The sequence below is a fragment of the Streptomyces sp. NPDC059443 genome, assembly GCF_042750105.1.
Lineage (GTDB): Bacteria > Actinomycetota > Actinomycetes > Streptomycetales > Streptomycetaceae > Streptomyces.
This window is the reverse complement of sequence record NZ_JBHYVM010000018.1, coordinates 13041-31119: the sequence shown is the minus strand read 5'-3', so window position 1 is coordinate 31119 and position 18079 is coordinate 13041. Positions and strand designations below refer to the sequence as shown.

Here is an 18079-nt window from a genome sequence, read left to right as displayed (position 1 = left end):
CAGGAAGCCACGCCTACGAGGGAACGGACGCGAAACATGTCACCGGAGGACAGCGGCAGCAACCGCGCACCCCACTCGAAGGATCAGCTGTCTCGCTACGGCCGCTATCTGGAGGATTCCTCCGCCGAGGACAGCGTGGGCTTCCTGGTGGAGATCGGGGCGGGTGGTCAGAGCACCGATGTCGAGCTGGAGCAGCCCGACGACGAGGCGTACGGTTCCGAGGACCGCGTCACGGCGCCCTACGACCCGTCCAAGATGGAGATCCAGACCCTCAATCCGACCATCAACCTGCTGATCTCCCGGCTGAGCCACGGGATGATCGATCTCGCCCCCGATTTCCAGCGCAAAGCGGGCATCTGGTCGGATGAACAGCAGAGTCGGCTGATCGAGTCGCTTCTCCTGCGCATCCCGCTCCCCTCCTTCTACGCAGCGGAGAACGAGGACAGCACATGGGTCGAGGACAGTTCGTGGGCCATCGTCGACGGCATCCAGCGGCTCACGGCCATCGCGCGGTTCATCGCCCCTGACGCGCTGGCGGAGGTGGCGGGCATCCATGCCGGACCGCTCAAGTTGCGCGGGCTGGAGTATCTCCGGGAGGACTTCGAGGGCAAGGGCTACGGCGATCTGTCGGGGCGCATGCAGATCCGCCTCAACGAAACACAGGTCGTCGTCCACCTCATCCGCCCCGGTACGCCGGAAGAGGTCAAGTTCAACATCTTCGCGCGTATCAACACCGGCGGTCTGCCCCTGACACGGCAGGAGATCCGGCACGCGCTGATTCCCGGCCCGGCGCGAGAGCTTCTGTCCTCGCTCGCCTTCTCGCCGGAGTTCGCGTCGGCCACGGGCTACCGCGTCTCCGGCGAACGTATGGCCGACCGCGAGATGGTGCTCCGCCACCTCGCCTTCCGGCTGACCGATCCCGACTTGTTCAGGAGCCAGGACTTCGACCAGTTCCTTGCCCAAACCATGCGCCAGGTCAACCGGCTGACGGACGAGGAGCGGGCGACACACGCCCGCGACTTCAAGCGAGCCATGGTCACAGCCGAGGAAATCTTCGGAGGCCACACCTTCCGTAAGCAGTTCCCGGGACAGACCCGGCGCTCGCCGGTCAACAAGGCCATCTTTGAGACAGTTTCCGTGAACCTGGCCGTCCTCTCGGACCACGAGCGATCAGCGCTGGTAGCCTCCCGCGAACAGGTGACCGAGGGTTTCCAGCAGCTCATGGCCGACCCCGACTTCGAGCGCGCCGTGTCCGTGGGCACCGGTGACCGGGTCAAGGTGGTCAACCGCTTCGCCAAGGTCCGAGGACTCTTCCGTACCGTCCTGGAGAACAACGGGGGCAGCACCCAGTGATCGAACAGTTGTCACTGACCAACTTCAAGGCTTTCCGGTCTGCCGACATCCGGCTCGCCCCTGTCACGCTCCTCACCGGCCTGAACTCCTCCGGCAAGAGCACGGTTCTACAGTCCCTGGCGCTGCTGCGCCAGTCGTACGACTCGGGCACCCTCATGTCCACCGACGGCGACGCCGACAGCCACGGCGGCTTCCTCCTCGACGGTGACCTGGTGGAGCTGGGTACGGGCCGGGACCTGCTGCACGAGGACCCCACCACCGAGCGGGCGGGCATGGATCCGCTGATCTCCGTCGCGTTCCTGACCTCCGACAAAGAGACGTACACCTGGTCCGCGCGTTACGCGCCCGAGCAGGATGTACTGCCGCTCGAACTTTCCACCCGGCCGGCGGACTGGGGTGACGTGCCCCTCTTCTCCCGGCGTTTCCAGTACCTCAAGGCCGACCGGATCGTGCCGGCCACCACTTATCCCCGGTCTCACCACCAGGCGATCGGCCGCGGCTTCCTCGGGTCACGCGGCGAGCATGCCGTCAACTTCCTGCGGCATCACGCGCCGGACGTCGTACCAGAAGGCCACCCGCTGCGTCATCCGCAAGCCTCCGGACACACGCTGCTCGACCAGGTCACCGCGTGGATGCAGGAGCTGTGCCCCGGGGTGAACCTCGAAGCCACTGAGATTCCGGGGATCGACTCCGTGCGTCTCAGCTTCGGATTCCGCGGCACGGCAGGTCTCGACTCCACCCGCCGGAGGCGGCCGACGAACGTCGGATTCGGGCTCACCTACGCCCTCCCCATCGTCGTGGCGTGTCTCACCGCCGGGCCGGGCAGCCTCATCCTGCTGGAGAACCCCGAGGCCCACCTGCATCCGCGCGGCCAGTCCCGTATGGCCTCCCTCATCGCCGCCGCGGCATCCGCCGGTGCCCAGCTCATCGTCGAGACCCACAGCGACCACGTGCTCGACGGAACCCGGCTCGCCGTCAAGCAGGGGCGGCTGGCGGCCGCGGACACCGCCGTGCACTTCTTCCGGGGCAACGGGGCCGGCGTGCAGATCATCACCCCGACCGTCTCTTCGGACGGATCGCTCTCCGAGTGGCCCGAGGGCTTCTTCGACGAGGCTGAGAACACGCTCGACCAGCTGCTGGGCTGACCAGCCCATCCGTCAGTTCCAGAAGCCACAGGGGGGCGCTTCATGGTGCTCATGTTCTTCAACGAGAAATCGTGCGAATCCGACTGCTCGCAGGAGGAGGCAGGGCAGGCCATGCGCGATTTCGTGAAGGTCTGCCAGGCCGTCCGGCGCGTGGACAACGGGGTGGCTCTCGTGAGCGAGGTGGCGATGGAGACGGTGGAGATATCCCCGGGCTACCCCATCGCTCGATGGCGCAACGATGTCCGGAACCGGGACCACTGGGCGTTCATGCAGCGGCTGCGCCGCAAGGCCCCGCACTCCGAGGTGCTGCCGGCCCCTCCCGAGGACCAGGAAGTCGAATACCGCCACGACGGCGACCCGGTCCTCGGGCTCGCTGCCGCCCATCTCATGGACACGCTGGCCGTCAGCCTTCCCACCGCTCCGCCCTGGAACGCCTCCTGGCTGAGTGTCGAGTACGTACTCGTCGACGAGGACGAAGTCCAGGAGGACAGCGCAGAGGTCCGGCACGCTTCGACGCCCGAGCACGTCGCCGAGCATGCCGAGTGGATCCGCGACAGTGCGGCGAACTCCGTGACCTCCGGTGCGCAGCTGTGGGAGGAACGGGAGACCCTCTTCGCGTCCCTCGATTTCGCTCCGGGGGTGGAGAGCAACCTGAAGGACCTACCGGTTGTTTCCGTGCCCTCGGTCCGGGCAGCGCTCCTTGCGCTCAATACGGCGGCCGAGGCCTGGAAGCCCGGGGATTCGGAACCGGCCTGGCCCATCAAAGTGGTCCCCGAGAGCGAGACCCGGATGAATCTCGGGCTGTGCAACTTCACCGATATCGACGGGACCAAGCAGTTGTTCAGCCTTCACACACGGTTCCGGCCGAGGCCCGGTCGCATCCACCTGAGGGTGGTTACCGACGAGGGTCGCGTCCGTATCGGCTACATCGGCCGGAAGCGCCTGACGGAGGACGTCCCCCGCAACTCGCGGTGAGTTACGGCTTCGTGCTGCCCGGACGGCGCCAGAGGTCGATGTCCTTCTTCCAGGCCTTGTTTCCACCGCCCGTCGGGCACTGCGTGTTGTAGCAGCGCCAATACCAGTTCTCCTTCGCGCCGCGTCTGATCTCGATGTCGTCCTGCCCGCACTTCGGGCACTTCGGCGGACGGGCGAAGATTTCGGCGTGCTCATGGGTGAGGATCTTGCGGGCGAAGTATGCTCCGCGCATCGTCACCATGACCTCGCGGGTCCAGCTCTGGGACAGGGCGTTGAGGCTGCCGAGCATCACGGTCTTCTCGTCCACGACGACGATCTTCTGGTGCATGACGTGCATCGGAACCACCGTGTGGACGACCGCGCGCAGATCCTCGACTAGAGACGCGTTCGCCGGCTTCTTCTGAAGCTGGTCGCTGGGGTCGCGGACGAATACGGTCACTCGTACGCCCCGGTCGACGGCGGCGCGGAGCTCGGGGAGGATCATCCGGACGCGCCGAGCCACCCAGGGGGTCCACAGCCACAGGGATGTCTTCGCACTCCTGATGGCCGCGACGAAGGACGCGTAGAACGTCGTCTCGTCGTCGACGTCGCTGACTTCCACGTGCCGCGAGAGGACCTCCGCCAGGCGGTCGCCGAACTCTCCTCGTGACACGTTCAGCTCGGGGGGTGTGATCAACGACTTGGCCGGGAGGACCCGTACCCCCGGCGTACCGACCAGGGCGTCCAGCTGTCCGAACGGGGAGTCCGGCGCCTTCCGCGCCACCTCCCGGATGCGCGTGCCGCTCGCGATGACGTACACACGGGTCTGTACGCGGGTCATGGCCACGTTGAACAGCCTGACCCCGTTCCGCATCCAGTCGTTCGCCTCCGGCTCGCGCGATGCTTTCGCCATCCACAGCGGCCGGCCGTGTTCGCCTTCGACCGTGTCGAAGACGACGATGGGGAACTCCCGGCCCTGGAACCGGTGCGCGGTGCCCACCTCGGCGCTCGGGCTGCCGTCGCGTTCGACGTCGCGCAGCGCCTCCAGGGTGGCCTCGGCCTGATCTCCGTACGGGGTGACCACGCCGGTGGTTTCGCCGTCCCCGCCGTGCAGATCGATCAGGGCCCGGGAGATGAGCGGTCCCGCGGGCCACCACCCCTTGCTGGGGCCGGTGAGGTGGACATGGGCGAGTTCATGGAGCCCGTCGGTGTCGATCAGCACGATCTCGGGATCATCGGGGCTCCTGGAGTCCCGTACGACTGGGCCTGCCTGTAGCACGCCGCCGTAGGCCAGGCCGTTCACCAGGCCCATCACCGCACGGCCGAACCGGTTCTGGGTCACCAAGGTCGTGCAGGCGGGGTGCATCCGTGCCGCCGCCGGGTCGGATATGCCGCAGTGCTGGAAGACATCCGGGACCAGCCAGCGCTGGATGTCGGGGCGCTCTTTCTCCTTCAGCGCCCGGGGGACGACCGGACCCAGCTGCATGAAGTCCCCGAGGAGTACGGCCGCCTGCTGGGCGTGGGCGACAGCGAGCAGCACCTCCGGCAGGGAGGCCGCGCCGACCTCATCGATCAGCACCACGTCGTAGTGGCCGGAGAAGACGTGGCGGTTGGTGCGGAAGCGGGCCAGGGTCGTGGCGACGAGACGAGCGTTCTTGATGATCTCACCCTGGGCGTCTCGGGCGAGTCGCTCGTACTCGTCCTGGATGTCCTTGTACTGCTGTTCCAGCGCACCCTTGCGAACCGCTTCCGCGGTGACGGCAGGGCGCAGAGCCTCGGCCTTCCCTTGCCGGGTCGGCCATCCGTGTTGCTCGGCAGTGGCGATGAGCGCCTCGGCAGTGCGTGCGCGCCCGGCTTCGCTTTCGGCCGCGGCGAGGGCCGCCCGCAGCTCGGCCGCGGACCGGGTGAGGGCCCGGTGACCGGCTGCGGTGTCGCGCGCAGCCGTGTCACGTCGTTCGATCTCGGTACTGGAGAAGGGGATCATGCGGGCCATCTCCCCCGTCTGCGCGGCGATCTGAGCGCGGCGCCGATCGGTGATGCCGCGGGCCTTGCGGGCATGCTCGTACGCGTCTTCGTAGTGGAGGCCTGCCTCGTCGCACGCGGCTTTGGCCTTGGCGTGCTCGCTGCGTGAACGCAGCTTGGCGAGCCCGCTCCGGTTCTCGATCTCTCGTAGGGCGCGCCGGGTTTCGCGCAGCCGGTCCTCCGTCTGAAGGGCGGCAGACTCGGCTGCCGTGGCCACCCGCTCCACCCGGTCGGCTTCGTCGAGGAGTGCGTCGACCTGCTTCCAGAGGTGACGCGAGTCCGCGGCATCGTCGCGGTCCTTCAGGGCCCGGGCCACAGCACGGTCGGCCGCTGCCAATGACTGGGCGACTTCCCTCGCGGCCTTCTCCAGTTCCGTCACCCGTACGTCACGGGAGGCGGCATCACCGAACGGCTCCGCCACCAGGGCCCTGGCCTTCGCGTAGGCCACGGCGTCGAACCGTACGAGGCCCGCGTCCAGCTCCGCGAGATCCTCCGCGCGTCTGCGGATGCCCAGCAGCTCCGCCGACGTCCGGGCACGCCTCTGCTCTACGTCGGCCAGCCGGGCCCGGACCATGAGGGGCAGGGACACCTCCGGGTCGTCGGCTATCTCCTTCAGCTGGGGCGGGCCCACCCGGACGATGTCGCCGGGGTTGTGGCGGCGTCCCCTGAGGACGCCCTTCAGGGCGTTGTCCACGGCGATATTGGTCGCGGAGACCAGCAGAACCCGCTTGCCCGCGGCGATCAGGTCACCGATGGCCAGCGTGAGGACCATGGTCTTCCCCGTACCGGGAGGCCCCCATACGAGCCGGACGCCCGTCCCCAGGCAGGCCCGGTACGCCTCCACCTGCTCGGGAAACAGACCGGCTGGCGCCTCGGTCCGGGCAGGCTCACCGGCAGGGCGGCCGGAGGCGAGCAGGCTGCCGAGCGGGGTGTCTCCCAATCCGGCGAAGCCGTCTCTGAGGGCCTCCAGCAGGAAGGTCGGGGGCTGTTGCAGGACCCACAGGAAGGGGTCGGCCGGGTCCGCGAACTCGGCAATCCTGACGGTCAGGGACGAACCGGTCTGCACGGTCTCGGTAACGGCGAATCCGGCCTCCACACCGGATTCCTCCGGCCCCGCAAGGCGGAGGCTTTCGAGCTGGTCGGGATTGAGCTCGGTTCCACGCAGATCCACGGCGTAGCCGCCCGGATCGCCGGCACGGGTCGCCCTGCCGATCCTGCGCCATCTCGGACGCTGACCCGCTCCCCCTTCCACCCCGATCCATTCGTCGACCGCTGTGGTGATCTCCTCGCGCCAGCCCAAAGCTCCCCCTTTCGGCTCGCGAATGGTAGATCTTGAAGGGGTGCCCGCACCAGGCATTGCGTGAAAGCGGCGGCCTTCGCAGGGGGAAAGGAAAGGTTCGAGACTGGATCCGTTCCTATTTCGGCCATGCCCCGGCTTCCGTCACCCGGACTTCTGACCCGCATGTCCGAGGCGGCATATACCGTTGACGCAGCTCACCGACCTGGTACGAAGCAAGGGAGAACGTCGTGAGGCCCACGCTTGCCGCCGCTCAGTTGCGGGGCAGTCTCACCCAGTACCTCACGACGACGTACGCGCTGACCGACGAGGACACCCGGCGGGCTTTGGAGCGGTTCCTGGAGCATCCGGAGACCGGAATGTTCCGCGGCCCCTACCTGCGGATCAGGACTCCCTTCCACAAGGCGGACGCCGGGTGGGAGAAACACCTGGAATGGAATCCCGGGTTCACCCCGTACCGGCACCAGGCCAAAGCGTACGAACGGCTGAGCACGCTGCACGGGCCGGCCCGGCCGACCCTCGTCACGACGGGGACGGGTTCCGGGAAGACCGAGTCGTTCCTCATCCCCGCGCTCGACCATTGCCGCCGCGAGAAAGCCCTCGGCCGGCGCGGGGTCAAGGCCGTACTGCTGTACCCGATGAATGCGCTCGCCTCCGACCAGGCGAGCCGGATCGGCGACTATCTGGCGCAGCCCGAGCTCGCCCAGGTGACGGCGGGGCTCTACATCGGCGACCGGCCGGACACCGACTTCCGCCGGGTGATGACGCGGCGCGAGGAGATGCGGCAGTCACCGCCCGACCTGCTCATCACGAACTACAAGATGCTCGACCTGCTGCTCCAGCGGAGCGAGGACCGCGCGCTGTGGCAGGACTCCCGGATCCAGTACGTGGTACTGGACGAGTTCCACACGTACGACGGTGCACAGGGCACGGACGTCGCCATGCTGCTGCGCCGCCTGGCGATGACCACGGGCCAGAGCGAGCCGGGACGGCCTCTCGGTTCGATCTGCCCGGTGGCGACTTCGGCGACCCTAGGTGAGGCCGGGCCGGGAGCCGGACCCGGCGGCATCCTGGAGGTGGCGGCGCAGGTCTTCGGGATGCCGTTCCCCGCGGACGCCCTGGTGGGCGAGGAACGCATGACGCCCGAGCAGTTCACCGGCCCGGTGAACTACGGCCTGCCCGAGCCGCCCTCGCCCGAGGAGGTCATCGCCTGCTCCGGCGGTCCGGACGTGGTGTCACGTCCGGACAAGCTCGATCTCAATGCCCTGGCAGCACGGATGCTGGGACAGGACGGCCTGTCCGCGTTCGAGATCGGGCGACTGCTCAAGCAGCACGACTTCACCCAGGGAGTGCTCTCCCTCCTGGACGGGGATCCGCTCAGCGAATGGGAGTTGCGGGACCGCCTCGGCCGGTTCGGCTACGCCTGGGGGCGTACCGCCCGGGAGAACCCCCGCCTCGCCCTCGCCGCCCTCGCACGGTTCGTGGCCCTGCTGTCCGCCGCCCGCGATCCGGAATCGGACGAACGCCGCCCGCGGCCGCTGCTCCACGTGGAGACCCACCTCTGGGTACGACCGGTGGGACGGATCCTGCGCGGAGTCGGCCCCGGTAAGCCCGAGTTCCACTGGTACGAGGACGATCGCAGCCGGCGCTCCGCCCTGCGGGCGGTACCCCCGGAGGCAGACGAGGAGCCCGAGAGCGCTCGGATCGGCATGGTGTCCCGCTCTCGCCGGGCACAGTCCGCGATCGGCGCCGACACCACGGTCCGGCAGTCGAGCGTACGGCTGCCTGCCGTGTACTGCCGGAACTGCGGCCGCTCCGGCTGGGCAGCCATCTCCCCGGAAGCCGATCCGCAGCAGCTGGTGATGGCTCACGACAAGATCTGGCGCGCGAGCGTGGGCCGGGAGAAGCGGCGGGTCCGCTACTTCATCGCCGCCACGCCTTCGGAGCAGCAGGATGCGCTCGCCGTGGTGGGACAGTCCCGGCCCGCTTCGGGAAGCGGACAGCTTCCGGCGCTGATCCTGGATGGTGCGCAGGGTACGTACCGCCTGCCTGTGGCCCAGGACGACGGCAACCTCCAGGACGCCGGCTTCGTCTTCGCGATCACCGACAAGAAGACCGCCGACAAAGCCTCTGTCGACCAGCGCTGCCCCGCATGCGACACCGACAACTCGATGCGCTTCCTCGGTACCCGGCTCGCCGCCCTTGCGGCCGCGACGGTGACTCAGCTGTTCACCGGCCAGGAAGTCGCACTGGAAGCGGAGGAACGCAAGACCCTCCTGTTCAACGACTCGACCCAGGACGCCGCCCACCGTGCGGGATACGTGGCGAACCGGTCGTTCACCTTCTCGCTGCGATCGCTCCTCGCGCGCAACCTGGACGAGTCCGGCAAGCCGCTGGCTCTCAACGACCTGATCGGCAATGTGCTCGACTCCGTCGAGGACCCGCAGGCCCTTGCCGCCGTCGTCCCTCCCGACCTGTACGACGAGCCCGGCGTGGACCGGCTGCTCTCCGGGCGCGGCACGGGTGACCTGCGGACCTGGAAGCTCATCGGAGAACGGCTCGCCTTCGCCACCGTGATGGAGTTCGGGCTCCGTTCCCGGCAGGGCCGCACCCTGGAGCTGACCCGGACGGCGGCCGCCGAGGTCGTCATCGAGGACCAGCACCGCATCACCATGCTCGCGCGCGACATACACATGACCCTGCCGGGCCAGCTCCTCGGCACCGGTCTGCCGACGGCCGAGCGCTATCTGGCCTTCGTGCGCGGGCTGCTGGAGCGGGTCCGGCTGCGCGGCGGAGTCCGGCACCGGTGGCTGGAGCCCTGGATGAAGGACGCCGGAGTGACCCGGTTCAAGATCTGGGGCGGCCGTCCCGACGGCATGCCCGCCTTCCCCGACGGCGTGGCCGCTCCGCGCTTCGTGCTCGACGGCGAGAAGGGAAGGTCCGACTTCGACTCGATGACGGCTCGCGCCGGCTGGTACCAGGACTGGGCGCGCCGCTGTCTGGGGCTCGACGCCGCCGGGGCAGCCGAGTACCTCCGCCGGATGCTGCCCGTACTCGTCGACGAGGGACTCCTCGCAGTACGTACGGCGCAGGACCGGACCACAAAGGTCTACGGCCTGCAGCCCGGCCACGTCGAGGTGCGGCTCCTTGAGGACGACATCGTCAACAAGGCATTCGTGACCTGCGAGGCATGCGGATGGCAGCAGGTGGTGCATCCCTCCCGGAGAACGCGCTGGTACGGGCATCCCTGCCCCCGGTACCGCTGCCGCGGCCAGATCACCGCACCCCAACCGGGCCTGTCCACCGTTGCCCCGTCCGGTTCCACGAGCTTCGGCGGCCCCCGGCCGCGGGACTACCGCGACGACTACTACCGGCATCTCTACCGGACGGGCGGCACCTTCCGGGTCGTCACGGCCGAGCACACCGGCATGCTGACCCGAGCTCAGCGTGAGCGGGTGGAGCGGACCTTCCGCGACGGCACCCACTACACCGATCCGAACGTGCTGTCGTGCACACCCACGCTGGAACTCGGCATCGACATCGGCGACCTGTCCGCCGTACTGCTGGGATCGCTTCCCAAGGGGCCGGCCAACTACGTTCAGCGCGCGGGCCGTGCGGGCCGTAAAACGGGCAACGCCCTGGTGGTGGCCTTCGGCGGCCGCCGGGCTCGTGACCTGTACTACCTCGACGAGCCCCGGGAGATGATCGCCGGGGACATCGTGCCGCCCGGCTGCTACCTCTCCGCCGTGGAGATCCTGCGCCGCCAGTACACGGCCCACCTCCTGGACCTCGCGGCCCGAGGCCAGCTCTCCACGAGCGACGGCGAGCTGCTCCAGCCGGCGCCGCGCCTGGTGTCCGCGCTGTTCGGCAGCACCGCATGGTGCCAGGAGCTCGCGGACGCCGCCCTCGCCCATGGCACCGTACTCGTCGAGTCGTTCCTGGATCTCTTCCCCTCGTTGCCGGGCCGGGCGGACACCGGGATCTCCGACCAGGCCGCCGCGGAACTGCGGAAGTACGCGTGCGGCGGCATCGTACGGGCGCTCCAGGAAGCCGAGGAGGAGTGGACCGGCCGCGGTGAGGAGCTCCGGCGCCGCATCCGGGCCATCGACACGGCGATGGACCAGCTCGTCCGCAGCGATCCCGAACAGGAACGCGAATGGCGCGAACTGCGCGCCGAGCGCTACGCCACGGGCAACCTGCTGCGCGACCTCAACCAGACCAGTGCACACGGGGCCCTCGTCGAGCTCGGGCTCCTGCCCAACTACACCCTCTCGGACACCACCACCCAGCTGGAGGCCACGCTCTACTGGACCGAGGAGCCGGAGACCGAAGGGGCCAAGAAGACCTACCGCAGCGAGGTACGGGACTACGAGCGTTCGCGCCGGTCCGCGCTTTCCGAACTGGCGCCCGGAAACAGCTTCTACGTCAACGGCTACAAGCACGTGGTCCGTGCCCTGGACATCGGCAGCCCCGAGCGCCGTGCCTGGTCGGTGTGGCGACTTTGTCCGGCGTGCGGCTACGCCCGCACCGAGAACGCCGAGGCCGACGCCTCCCCCTGCCCGCGCTGCGGCGGTCGGGAAATCGCCGATGCCGGCTGTGTCCAGCGCGTGCTCCAGCCGAAGCGGGTCATGTCGCGCGACAAGCGGGACGACGCCCGGGTCCGCGACGACAAGGACGAGCGGGACAGCCGCCGGTACGCGGTGCTCACGACCGTGGACATCGACCCCGTGCACCTGGCACCGGGTTCCTGGCGCCACGACACGGCCGTATTCGGTGTCGACTTCACCCGCCAGGCAGTGGTGCGCACGCTCAACCTGGGCCTCGACCGGCAGGACGGCAGCAGTACCGTGCCCGTCGCCGGGGCGGATGTGAGGATCAACCCGTTCTACGTGTGCACGAGTTGTGGCGGAGCCACCTCCGATGGCCGCCCCGTCGTGGACCACCACCAGGACGCGCTCACCGAATCCCTCGCCGCCTCGACCAAGGCCAGCGCTCACCACCAGCTCTGGTGCCCGCGCCGCAAGGTCCGTACGAGCACTCCGGAGGGCCAGGGGAAGGGTGAGGACGTACCTCTGCTCCTTGCCCACGAACTGACCACCGAGGCCGTCAGGATCCTGCTTCCCGCATCGGTCGCCCGCGTCAAGGAACGACTCGCCTCCTTCACCGCCGCCCTGTTCGTCGGTATCGCCGCCCGCTACGGCGGTGACCCGGACCACATCGACATCACGGCGGCGTCCATGCCCGACGGCACCGACCCCGAATGGCCCCGCCGCTTCCTCGTCGCCTACGACCGGCTGCCGGGCGGCACCGGCTACCTGCACCGCCTCGCCACATCCGACGGCTTCCGCGAAGTACTGCTCAAAGCCCGGGAGGTGATCGAGAGCTGCCCGTGCATCGAGAAGGGCCTCGACGGCTGCCACCGCTGCCTGCTGCGCCGCGTCCCGGCCTCCGACTACGACAAGGTCAGCCGCAACGAGGTCCGGCAGATGCTCGACGAGCTGCTGGGAGCCGACGGCAACGACTGGGCCACCTCACCGATTCAGGCCACCCACCAGATCCCGCTGGAGCAGCAGGCCGAAAGCGATCTGGAGGTCATGTTCCTGGAGACCTTGGGCGAATGGGCCCAGCAGCTCTCGGCCAAGGCCAGCGCGGACGCGTACACGACCACGGCCGGGACGTATTCCATGGACCTGCGGCTGACCGGCGCCGACGGCGCCACCGTCAGCTGGCGGGTCTCCCAGCAACGGGTACTCGACGGCAGCCGACCGGACGTCCTCTTCGAACGAACCGACGCACCCGGTCCGCGGATCGCGCTCTACCTCGACGGATACGAGTTCCATGCCGGCCCGAAGCACAAGGACAGGCTGGCCGACGACGCCGTGAAGCGGACCCGGCTGCGCGCCGACGGAATAAGGGTCTTCCAGCTCACGTACTACGACGTGAAGGACTGGCGGACCCGGGTCCGCGATACGGGCTATGCGAGCGCGGGACCCGAACAGCCGGTCTGGGTGCCGTACGGGGAGCAGGGCCAGAAGCGTGCGCGTGACTACTACGCGGGTGTGCACGGGGGCCTGCCGGGCGAGCTGTCCGCGACCCTGTGGGTGAATCCGGCGGACCTTCTGCTCGCCCACCTGCGCGCGCCGGACGCTTCCCTGTGGCAACGCCGAGCCGAAGCCGCCGTCGCGGGGCTGCTGGGAGCCGGAGCCCGAATCGCCGCACTGCTGCCGCAGGCAGTCGGTTCGCAACTCGTCTCCGTACTGAGAGGCGCTGCCCCCCAGGGGCCCCGAGGGCCGGTCCAGCTGCTCTCGGCAGTCGACATCTCCGGCTGCGCCGTGACGGCCGTGGCGGACGGTCGCCACCGTCCGCCGGCGTGGACCGCGCTGACCGTGCTCGACGACAGCGACCACGTGCTGTCGGACGAAGCCGGGCACAAGAAGCGCTGGCATGCCTGGCTCTACTGGAGCAACGTGATCCAGTTCCTGGACCACGGCGGCGGTGACGGCGTCCAGTTGACAACCAGCCTGCTGGAGGGTTTCGCCACCGACGGCCTCATGGTCACCGGTGGGCCGGGCTGGCTCGCGTCCCAAGGTGCCGAGAAGCCTGCCCCGGAGTCGGACGGGCCCGCCCCGCAGCCCGCCGAGGTTCCCGCCGAGCCGGCAGCGCCCGCACCGGCCCGCGCCTCCGATGCGGCCCACGACTCCGCTTGGGAACGGGTACTGGAATTCCTCGACCCCGAGGAACCCGGGCTGCTCCCCCTCACCCAGGGACTCGCGACGCTCGGCGTGGCAGCTCCGGAGGCCGGCTACGAACTGGACGAGCACGGATGGATGGCCGAACTCGCCTGGCCCACCGCCCGGATCGCCGTGGTGACGGCCCACCGCCCGGTCGACGGAGAGCGGGACCACGACGCCGAGGACCGGGACCAGGCGTTCGCCTCGGCAGGCTGGTGGATCCGTACCGCCACCGCCTGTACCGCCCGGGACATCGCGGACCTCCTCGCCTCGGCCGAGGACGAAGACACGGACACGGACACGGACACGAACCACGGAGACCAGAAGCGATGACGACCACAGGCGTGACCCTGCGTCTGCTCGACAAGGCGGACAAGGAGATCCTGCGACTGCCCCGTGCGGTCAAGGGCGCGATCTACGACTTCCAGCACAAGTTCAAGGAGAACCCTCAGCTGCGGGGCCTGCGGCTGAAGCAGCTGGAGGGCCACGACCGGCTCTGGTCGGCACGCATCAATGACGAGTACAGGGTGCTGCTGCTGCGCCTGGCGGACACCGACTGGCTCATCGTCTCCGTCAAGCACCGCAAGGAAGCGTACGAGAAGCTCGACCGGCTCTCGTACGGCATCAACCGGGTCACCGGCGGCATCGAGTACGTCGACCTCGAGATCGTCGAGGAGAGCGTCCTTCGTCGGGCGGCCGCTCCTCTGCCCACCGCCCCCCTGGCCGTGCCCTCCCCGGCACCGGAACCCGTTCCCGCCCCCGTCCTGCTGTTCGCCGCGTTCTCCGACGAGCAGCTCACCGACCTCGGCGTGGCAGGACCGCTCGTACCGGTCGTCCGCACGCTCACCACGGAGGATCAGCTCCTCGGCCTGGCCGAGTACGCCCCCCAGCTCACCGCGGAAGTGCTCCTCGCACTCCACGACGGTGCGTCGTACGACGCGGTGCTGGAACAGATCACCAAACCGGTGTCCACTCCGGACGTCGACACCGACGACTTCCGGGCCGCTGCCGAGCGGCCGGCCACCATGGTCACCACGACGGACGAGGCACTGCGCGAAGCGCTGGAGGGCGGCGACTTCGGCCGCTGGAAGGTCTTCCTCCACCCGACCCAGGCCAAGCTCGTCGAACGCGAGTACTCGGGCCCCGCCCGCGTCGGGGGCGGGCCGGGTACCGGCAAGACCATCGTGGCCCTCCACCGGGTCAAGCACTTGGTCGACCGGCTGCCTCCAGGCCGCAACAAACCCGTCCTCCTCACCACGTACAACAAGAACCTCGCCGCCGACCTGAAGTCCCGACTTCTACAGCTGGGCGGTGAGGAGCTGTTGGCGCGGGTGGAGATCAGCCACGTCGACCAGCTCGCCCTGCGCGTCGTGCGCGAAGCCGAACCCGGTAGCTCCAAGCAGACCCTCGATGAGAGTCAGACGCTCCGCGAATGGCGTGCCATGCTCGACGAGCTGGGTGAGACCGGGTGGGACGCCCAGTTTCTGCACGACGAGTGGACGCAGGTCATCCTGGGACAGGCCGTCGTCTCCCGCACCGAGTACTTCCGCGCACGCCGCGCCGGAAGGGGCAAGAACATCGGGCGGGCCGAGCGCGCCGAGATCTGGCAGCTCGCGGAACGGTTCACCCAGCGGCTCGACCGCCTCGGCCGGCAGACCTGGGAGCAGGTCGCCGAGCGCGCCGCCCGGCTCGAAATGGACCGCGAGCGGCGGATCCACACCATCGAGCGTCAACGGGAGGAGGCAGGCGGGCTCGACAACATTCATCTCCAGGCCGGCTCCGCCGGCTGGCTGCGCCACCGCTTCCAGCACATCGTGGTCGACGAGGCACAAGACCTGCGGGCCGCTCACTGGAAGCTGCTGCGAGCCATGGCACCGCGTACCGGAAACGACATCTTCCTGGTGGGTGACACGCACCAGCGCATCTACGGCAACCAGGTCACGCTCGGAAGCCTGGGCATCCACATCCGCGGGCGCTCGGCGAAACTGACTTTGAGCTACCGCACAACGCGCCAGATCCTCGGTTCCGCTCTCGGCGTGCTCAGCGGCGAGAGCTTCGACGACCTGGACGGCAGCACCGAGGACCTGGCGGGGTACCGCTCCGTCCTGACCGGAGGCATGCCCGAGCTGCACGGGTGCGAGGACTGGGAGTCCGAGCAGGAATCGATCGCCGCTCTCCTCGCCGACTGGATCGCCCTGCCGACACCGCCCGGGCAGATCGCCATCTGTGTTCCGACCAACGCCATGGCGAGCGAACTGGCTTACACCCTGCTCGCCCACAAGGGGATCAAGGCCGTCGAGATCGGCCCAGAGGGCCCCCGTGGAGACGAAGGCGTCCACATCGGCACGATGTTCCGCTTCAAGGGGCTCGAGTACCAGCGCATGGTCATCGCGGGGGTTAGGGACGGGCTCGTGCCCCGGGAGGCGGTCACCCGCCTGCGGAGCACCGATGCCGTCCGTTATCGGCGTGAGCTCCAACGGGCCCGATCTCTGCTCTTCGTCGCAGCCACGCGGTCCCGGGACAGCCTCGCCATCTTCTGGCACGGTCGTCCGAGCCCGTTCCTCGAACCGCTGCGCCTGCCCGCCCCGTGAGCACTGGGGGGACCGAAGGGGTTGCCCAAACTAGCGTCACGGGCATCACTCCAGTCAGGCCTGGGCGCGCGGGGCCGCGTCCTGCTTGCCGGCCGTGACGACGAAGGTCATGATCAGCGCGCCCGTGACGAACACCAGGGCCCCGGCGGCCAAGGCGTGCGTGAAACCGTACGTCATGGCCGCCTGGGCCTTCACGACGAGGGCGGTGTCCCCCCGGTCCACAGCGTCGGCGTACACCTTGCCGGCTTTCGGCAGGCGGGTGTCGGCGAAGTTGTGCGCCAGCATGGCGAGGCTGGCGACGCCGAGGGCGCCACCGATCTGCTGCGCGGTGTTGAGCAGGCCCGACGCGCTGCCCGAGTCGGCCTCGTCGACACCCCGTACCGCGCCGAGCGTCAGGGGCACGAAGGAGAGGCCGAGTCCGGCGGCGGTGATGAACATGGCCGGCATCAGGGTGCCCGCGTAGGAGGAGTGCGGGGTGAGCCGGCTCAGCCAGAACAGCCCGGTGGCGGCGACGAGCAGGCCGGGCCCTGCCACCAGCCGGGGCGGTAGCTTGGCCACGAGCTTCGAGGCGATGGGGGCCGTCATGCCGATGCCGGCGCTGAACGGCAGGTAGGCCAGGCCGGTCTTGACCGCTCCGTAGTCCAGAACGTGCTGCATGTAGAGGGTCAGGAAGTAGAAGGTCGAGAACATGCCGAAGCCGGTGAGGAACAGCGTCGCGTACGTGCCGGCACGGCTGCGGTCCTTCAGGATGTGCAGGGGCAGCATGGGATGTTCCATGCGGGCCTGCCGCTCCATGAACAGCACGAGCAGCACCGCTGCGGCCGCGAAGTAGGTCGCCGTGAGGCCGCCGGTGAAGTGGGTCTGGCCGCCGCGGGTGACCCCGTAGATCAGGCAGAGCAGACCGGCGGTGCCCGCTACCGCGCCCACGAGATCGAGCTTGCCCTGGTCGCGATCGGCCTCCTCGAGGACCGATGTTCCGGCCAACACGGCGATGCCGATGGGGATGTTCACCAGCAGTACCCAGCGCCAGTCGAGGTACTCGGTGAGGAGTCCGCCGAGGATCAGGCCCAGGACCGAACCGACGCCGGCCATGGCGGCGTACGTGCCCATGGCCCGGTTGCGCTGCTTGCCCTCGGGGAAGTTCGTCGCGATCAGCGCGAGCGCGGTGGGCGCCGCGATGGCCGCGCCCACGCCCTGGAGCACGCGGGCACAGATGAGCAGTGCCTCGTTGGGGGCCAGGCCACCGAGCACCGAGGCCAGCACGAAGGTCACGATGCCGAGCCGGAACATGCGGCGGCGGCCGAAGAGGTCGCCGGCCCGGCCGCCGAGGAGCATCAGTCCGCCGAAGGTGACCGCATACGCGTTGACCACCCAGGCCAGGGTGCCGTCGGACATGCCCAGCGCGTCCTGGATGCTCGGCAGGGCGATGTTCACGATGGTGGCGTCGAGCACTACCATCAGCTCCGCCGCGGCGATGACCAGCAGGGCGAGGACCGGACGGCGGCTGAACCCGGCCGGGTCCGCCGTCCCGGGGCTCGTGTCGGTCTGTACTACGGATGACATGGGACCTCCAGGTCGTGGCCCCCGCTACCGTTGGACTTCCTCGTCCTCATGGCGACTTGTACAGCAAGAGCCGGATTACTCAACTAAGGAAAGACTGATGCGTGTTCGCATAACGAAGGCCATTGCAGTCACCGCCACCGGACTGCTCGCCGGTGCATTCGGCTACGGCGCCGTCAATCTGGGACCGACCTTCTGGAAGGTGCCGGTGGACATGCGGCTGTCCTTCCATGCCGAATTGATGAAGATGAACTCCCCCGTGATGCTGACGGCGATGGGGGCCGCCGCCCTGAGCTCCCTGGCGCTGACCCTGCAGACCAGCGGGGGGCGCGGGGGGGGGGCGGCCGGCGCCCCCCGGGTTTAATGGTCGGGGTTGCCGGTATACCCCGACGGCAACCATACGCGGTAACCGCGCGAGTAATACTG

General features: G+C 68.9%; 8 protein-coding genes. 6 read left to right on the top strand and 2 right to left on the bottom strand.

All coding sequences use genetic code 11. From position 1 onward, the window contains the following. Positions 1-36: 36 nt before the first annotated feature. The 3 genes from ACFXDJ_RS18980 to ACFXDJ_RS18970 are packed head-to-tail and all read left to right on the top strand — an operon-like array spanning position 37 to position 3473. Entirely contained in the window at positions 37-1353 is a 1317-nt protein-coding gene (locus ACFXDJ_RS18980) for a DUF262 domain-containing protein (RefSeq protein ID WP_384849720.1), read from the top strand. Then, positions 1350-2498: a DUF3696 domain-containing protein gene (locus tag ACFXDJ_RS18975; protein ID WP_384649559.1), complete on the top strand. Its 1149-nt coding sequence runs from the start codon at positions 1350-1352 to the stop codon at positions 2496-2498. The genes ACFXDJ_RS18980 and ACFXDJ_RS18975 overlap by 4 nt, the downstream gene beginning before the upstream one ends. A gap of 42 nt (positions 2499-2540) precedes the next feature. After that, the gene (locus tag ACFXDJ_RS18970; RefSeq protein ID WP_384649561.1) at positions 2541-3473 is read left to right on the top strand and encodes a hypothetical protein; all 933 of its coding nucleotides are present in this window, start codon (positions 2541-2543) and stop codon (positions 3471-3473) included. A gap of 1 nt (position 3474) precedes the next feature. On the opposite strand, the gene ACFXDJ_RS18965 is transcribed toward ACFXDJ_RS18970, so the two are convergent. After that, complete coding sequence (locus tag ACFXDJ_RS18965; RefSeq protein WP_384849717.1) at positions 3475-6645, bottom strand: AAA domain-containing protein; 3171 nt, start codon at positions 6643-6645, stop codon at positions 3475-3477. Positions 6646-7001: 356 nt separating this feature from the next. Between ACFXDJ_RS18965 and ACFXDJ_RS18960 the strand changes: the two genes are divergently transcribed. After that, positions 7002-13835, top strand: coding sequence for a DEAD/DEAH box helicase (locus tag ACFXDJ_RS18960; protein WP_384849714.1), 6834 nt, complete (start codon positions 7002-7004; stop codon positions 13833-13835). Then, a complete protein-coding gene (locus ACFXDJ_RS18955) occupies positions 13832-16093 on the top strand; it encodes a UvrD-helicase domain-containing protein (RefSeq protein ID WP_384849710.1) in 2262 nt (753 codons plus the stop codon). Before ACFXDJ_RS18960 ends, ACFXDJ_RS18955 begins: the two co-directional genes overlap by 4 nt. Before the next feature lie 54 nt (positions 16094-16147). Here the strand turns inward: ACFXDJ_RS18955 and ACFXDJ_RS18950 are convergent, their stop codons facing one another. Then, the gene (locus ACFXDJ_RS18950; protein WP_384649569.1) at positions 16148-17656 is read right to left on the bottom strand and encodes an MFS transporter; all 1509 of its coding nucleotides are present in this window, start codon (positions 17654-17656) and stop codon (positions 16148-16150) included. A gap of 97 nt (positions 17657-17753) precedes the next feature. Here ACFXDJ_RS18950 and ACFXDJ_RS18945 point away from each other — a divergent pair, with 97 nt between their 5' ends. After that, complete coding sequence (locus tag ACFXDJ_RS18945; RefSeq protein WP_384849707.1) at positions 17754-18017, top strand: hypothetical protein; 264 nt, start codon at positions 17754-17756, stop codon at positions 18015-18017. Positions 18018-18079: the final 62 nt, after the last annotated feature.

What these genes read in the sequence shown, in the direction of transcription:
- ACFXDJ_RS18980 (WP_384849720.1), top strand. Translation starts at nt 37, where the DNA reads ATGTCACCGGAGGACAGCGGCAGCAACCGCGCACCCCACTCGAAGGAT.
- ACFXDJ_RS18970 (WP_384649561.1), top strand. Translation starts at nt 2,541, where the DNA reads ATGGTGCTCATGTTCTTCAACGAGAAATCGTGCGAATCCGACTGCTCG.
- ACFXDJ_RS18955 (WP_384849710.1), top strand. Translation starts at nt 13,832, where the DNA reads ATGACGACCACAGGCGTGACCCTGCGTCTGCTCGACAAGGCGGACAAG.
- ACFXDJ_RS18950 (WP_384649569.1), bottom strand. Translation starts at nt 17,656, where the DNA reads ATGTCATCCGTAGTACAGACCGACACGAGCCCCGGGACGGCGGACCCG.
- ACFXDJ_RS18945 (WP_384849707.1), top strand. Translation starts at nt 17,754, where the DNA reads ATGCGTGTTCGCATAACGAAGGCCATTGCAGTCACCGCCACCGGACTG.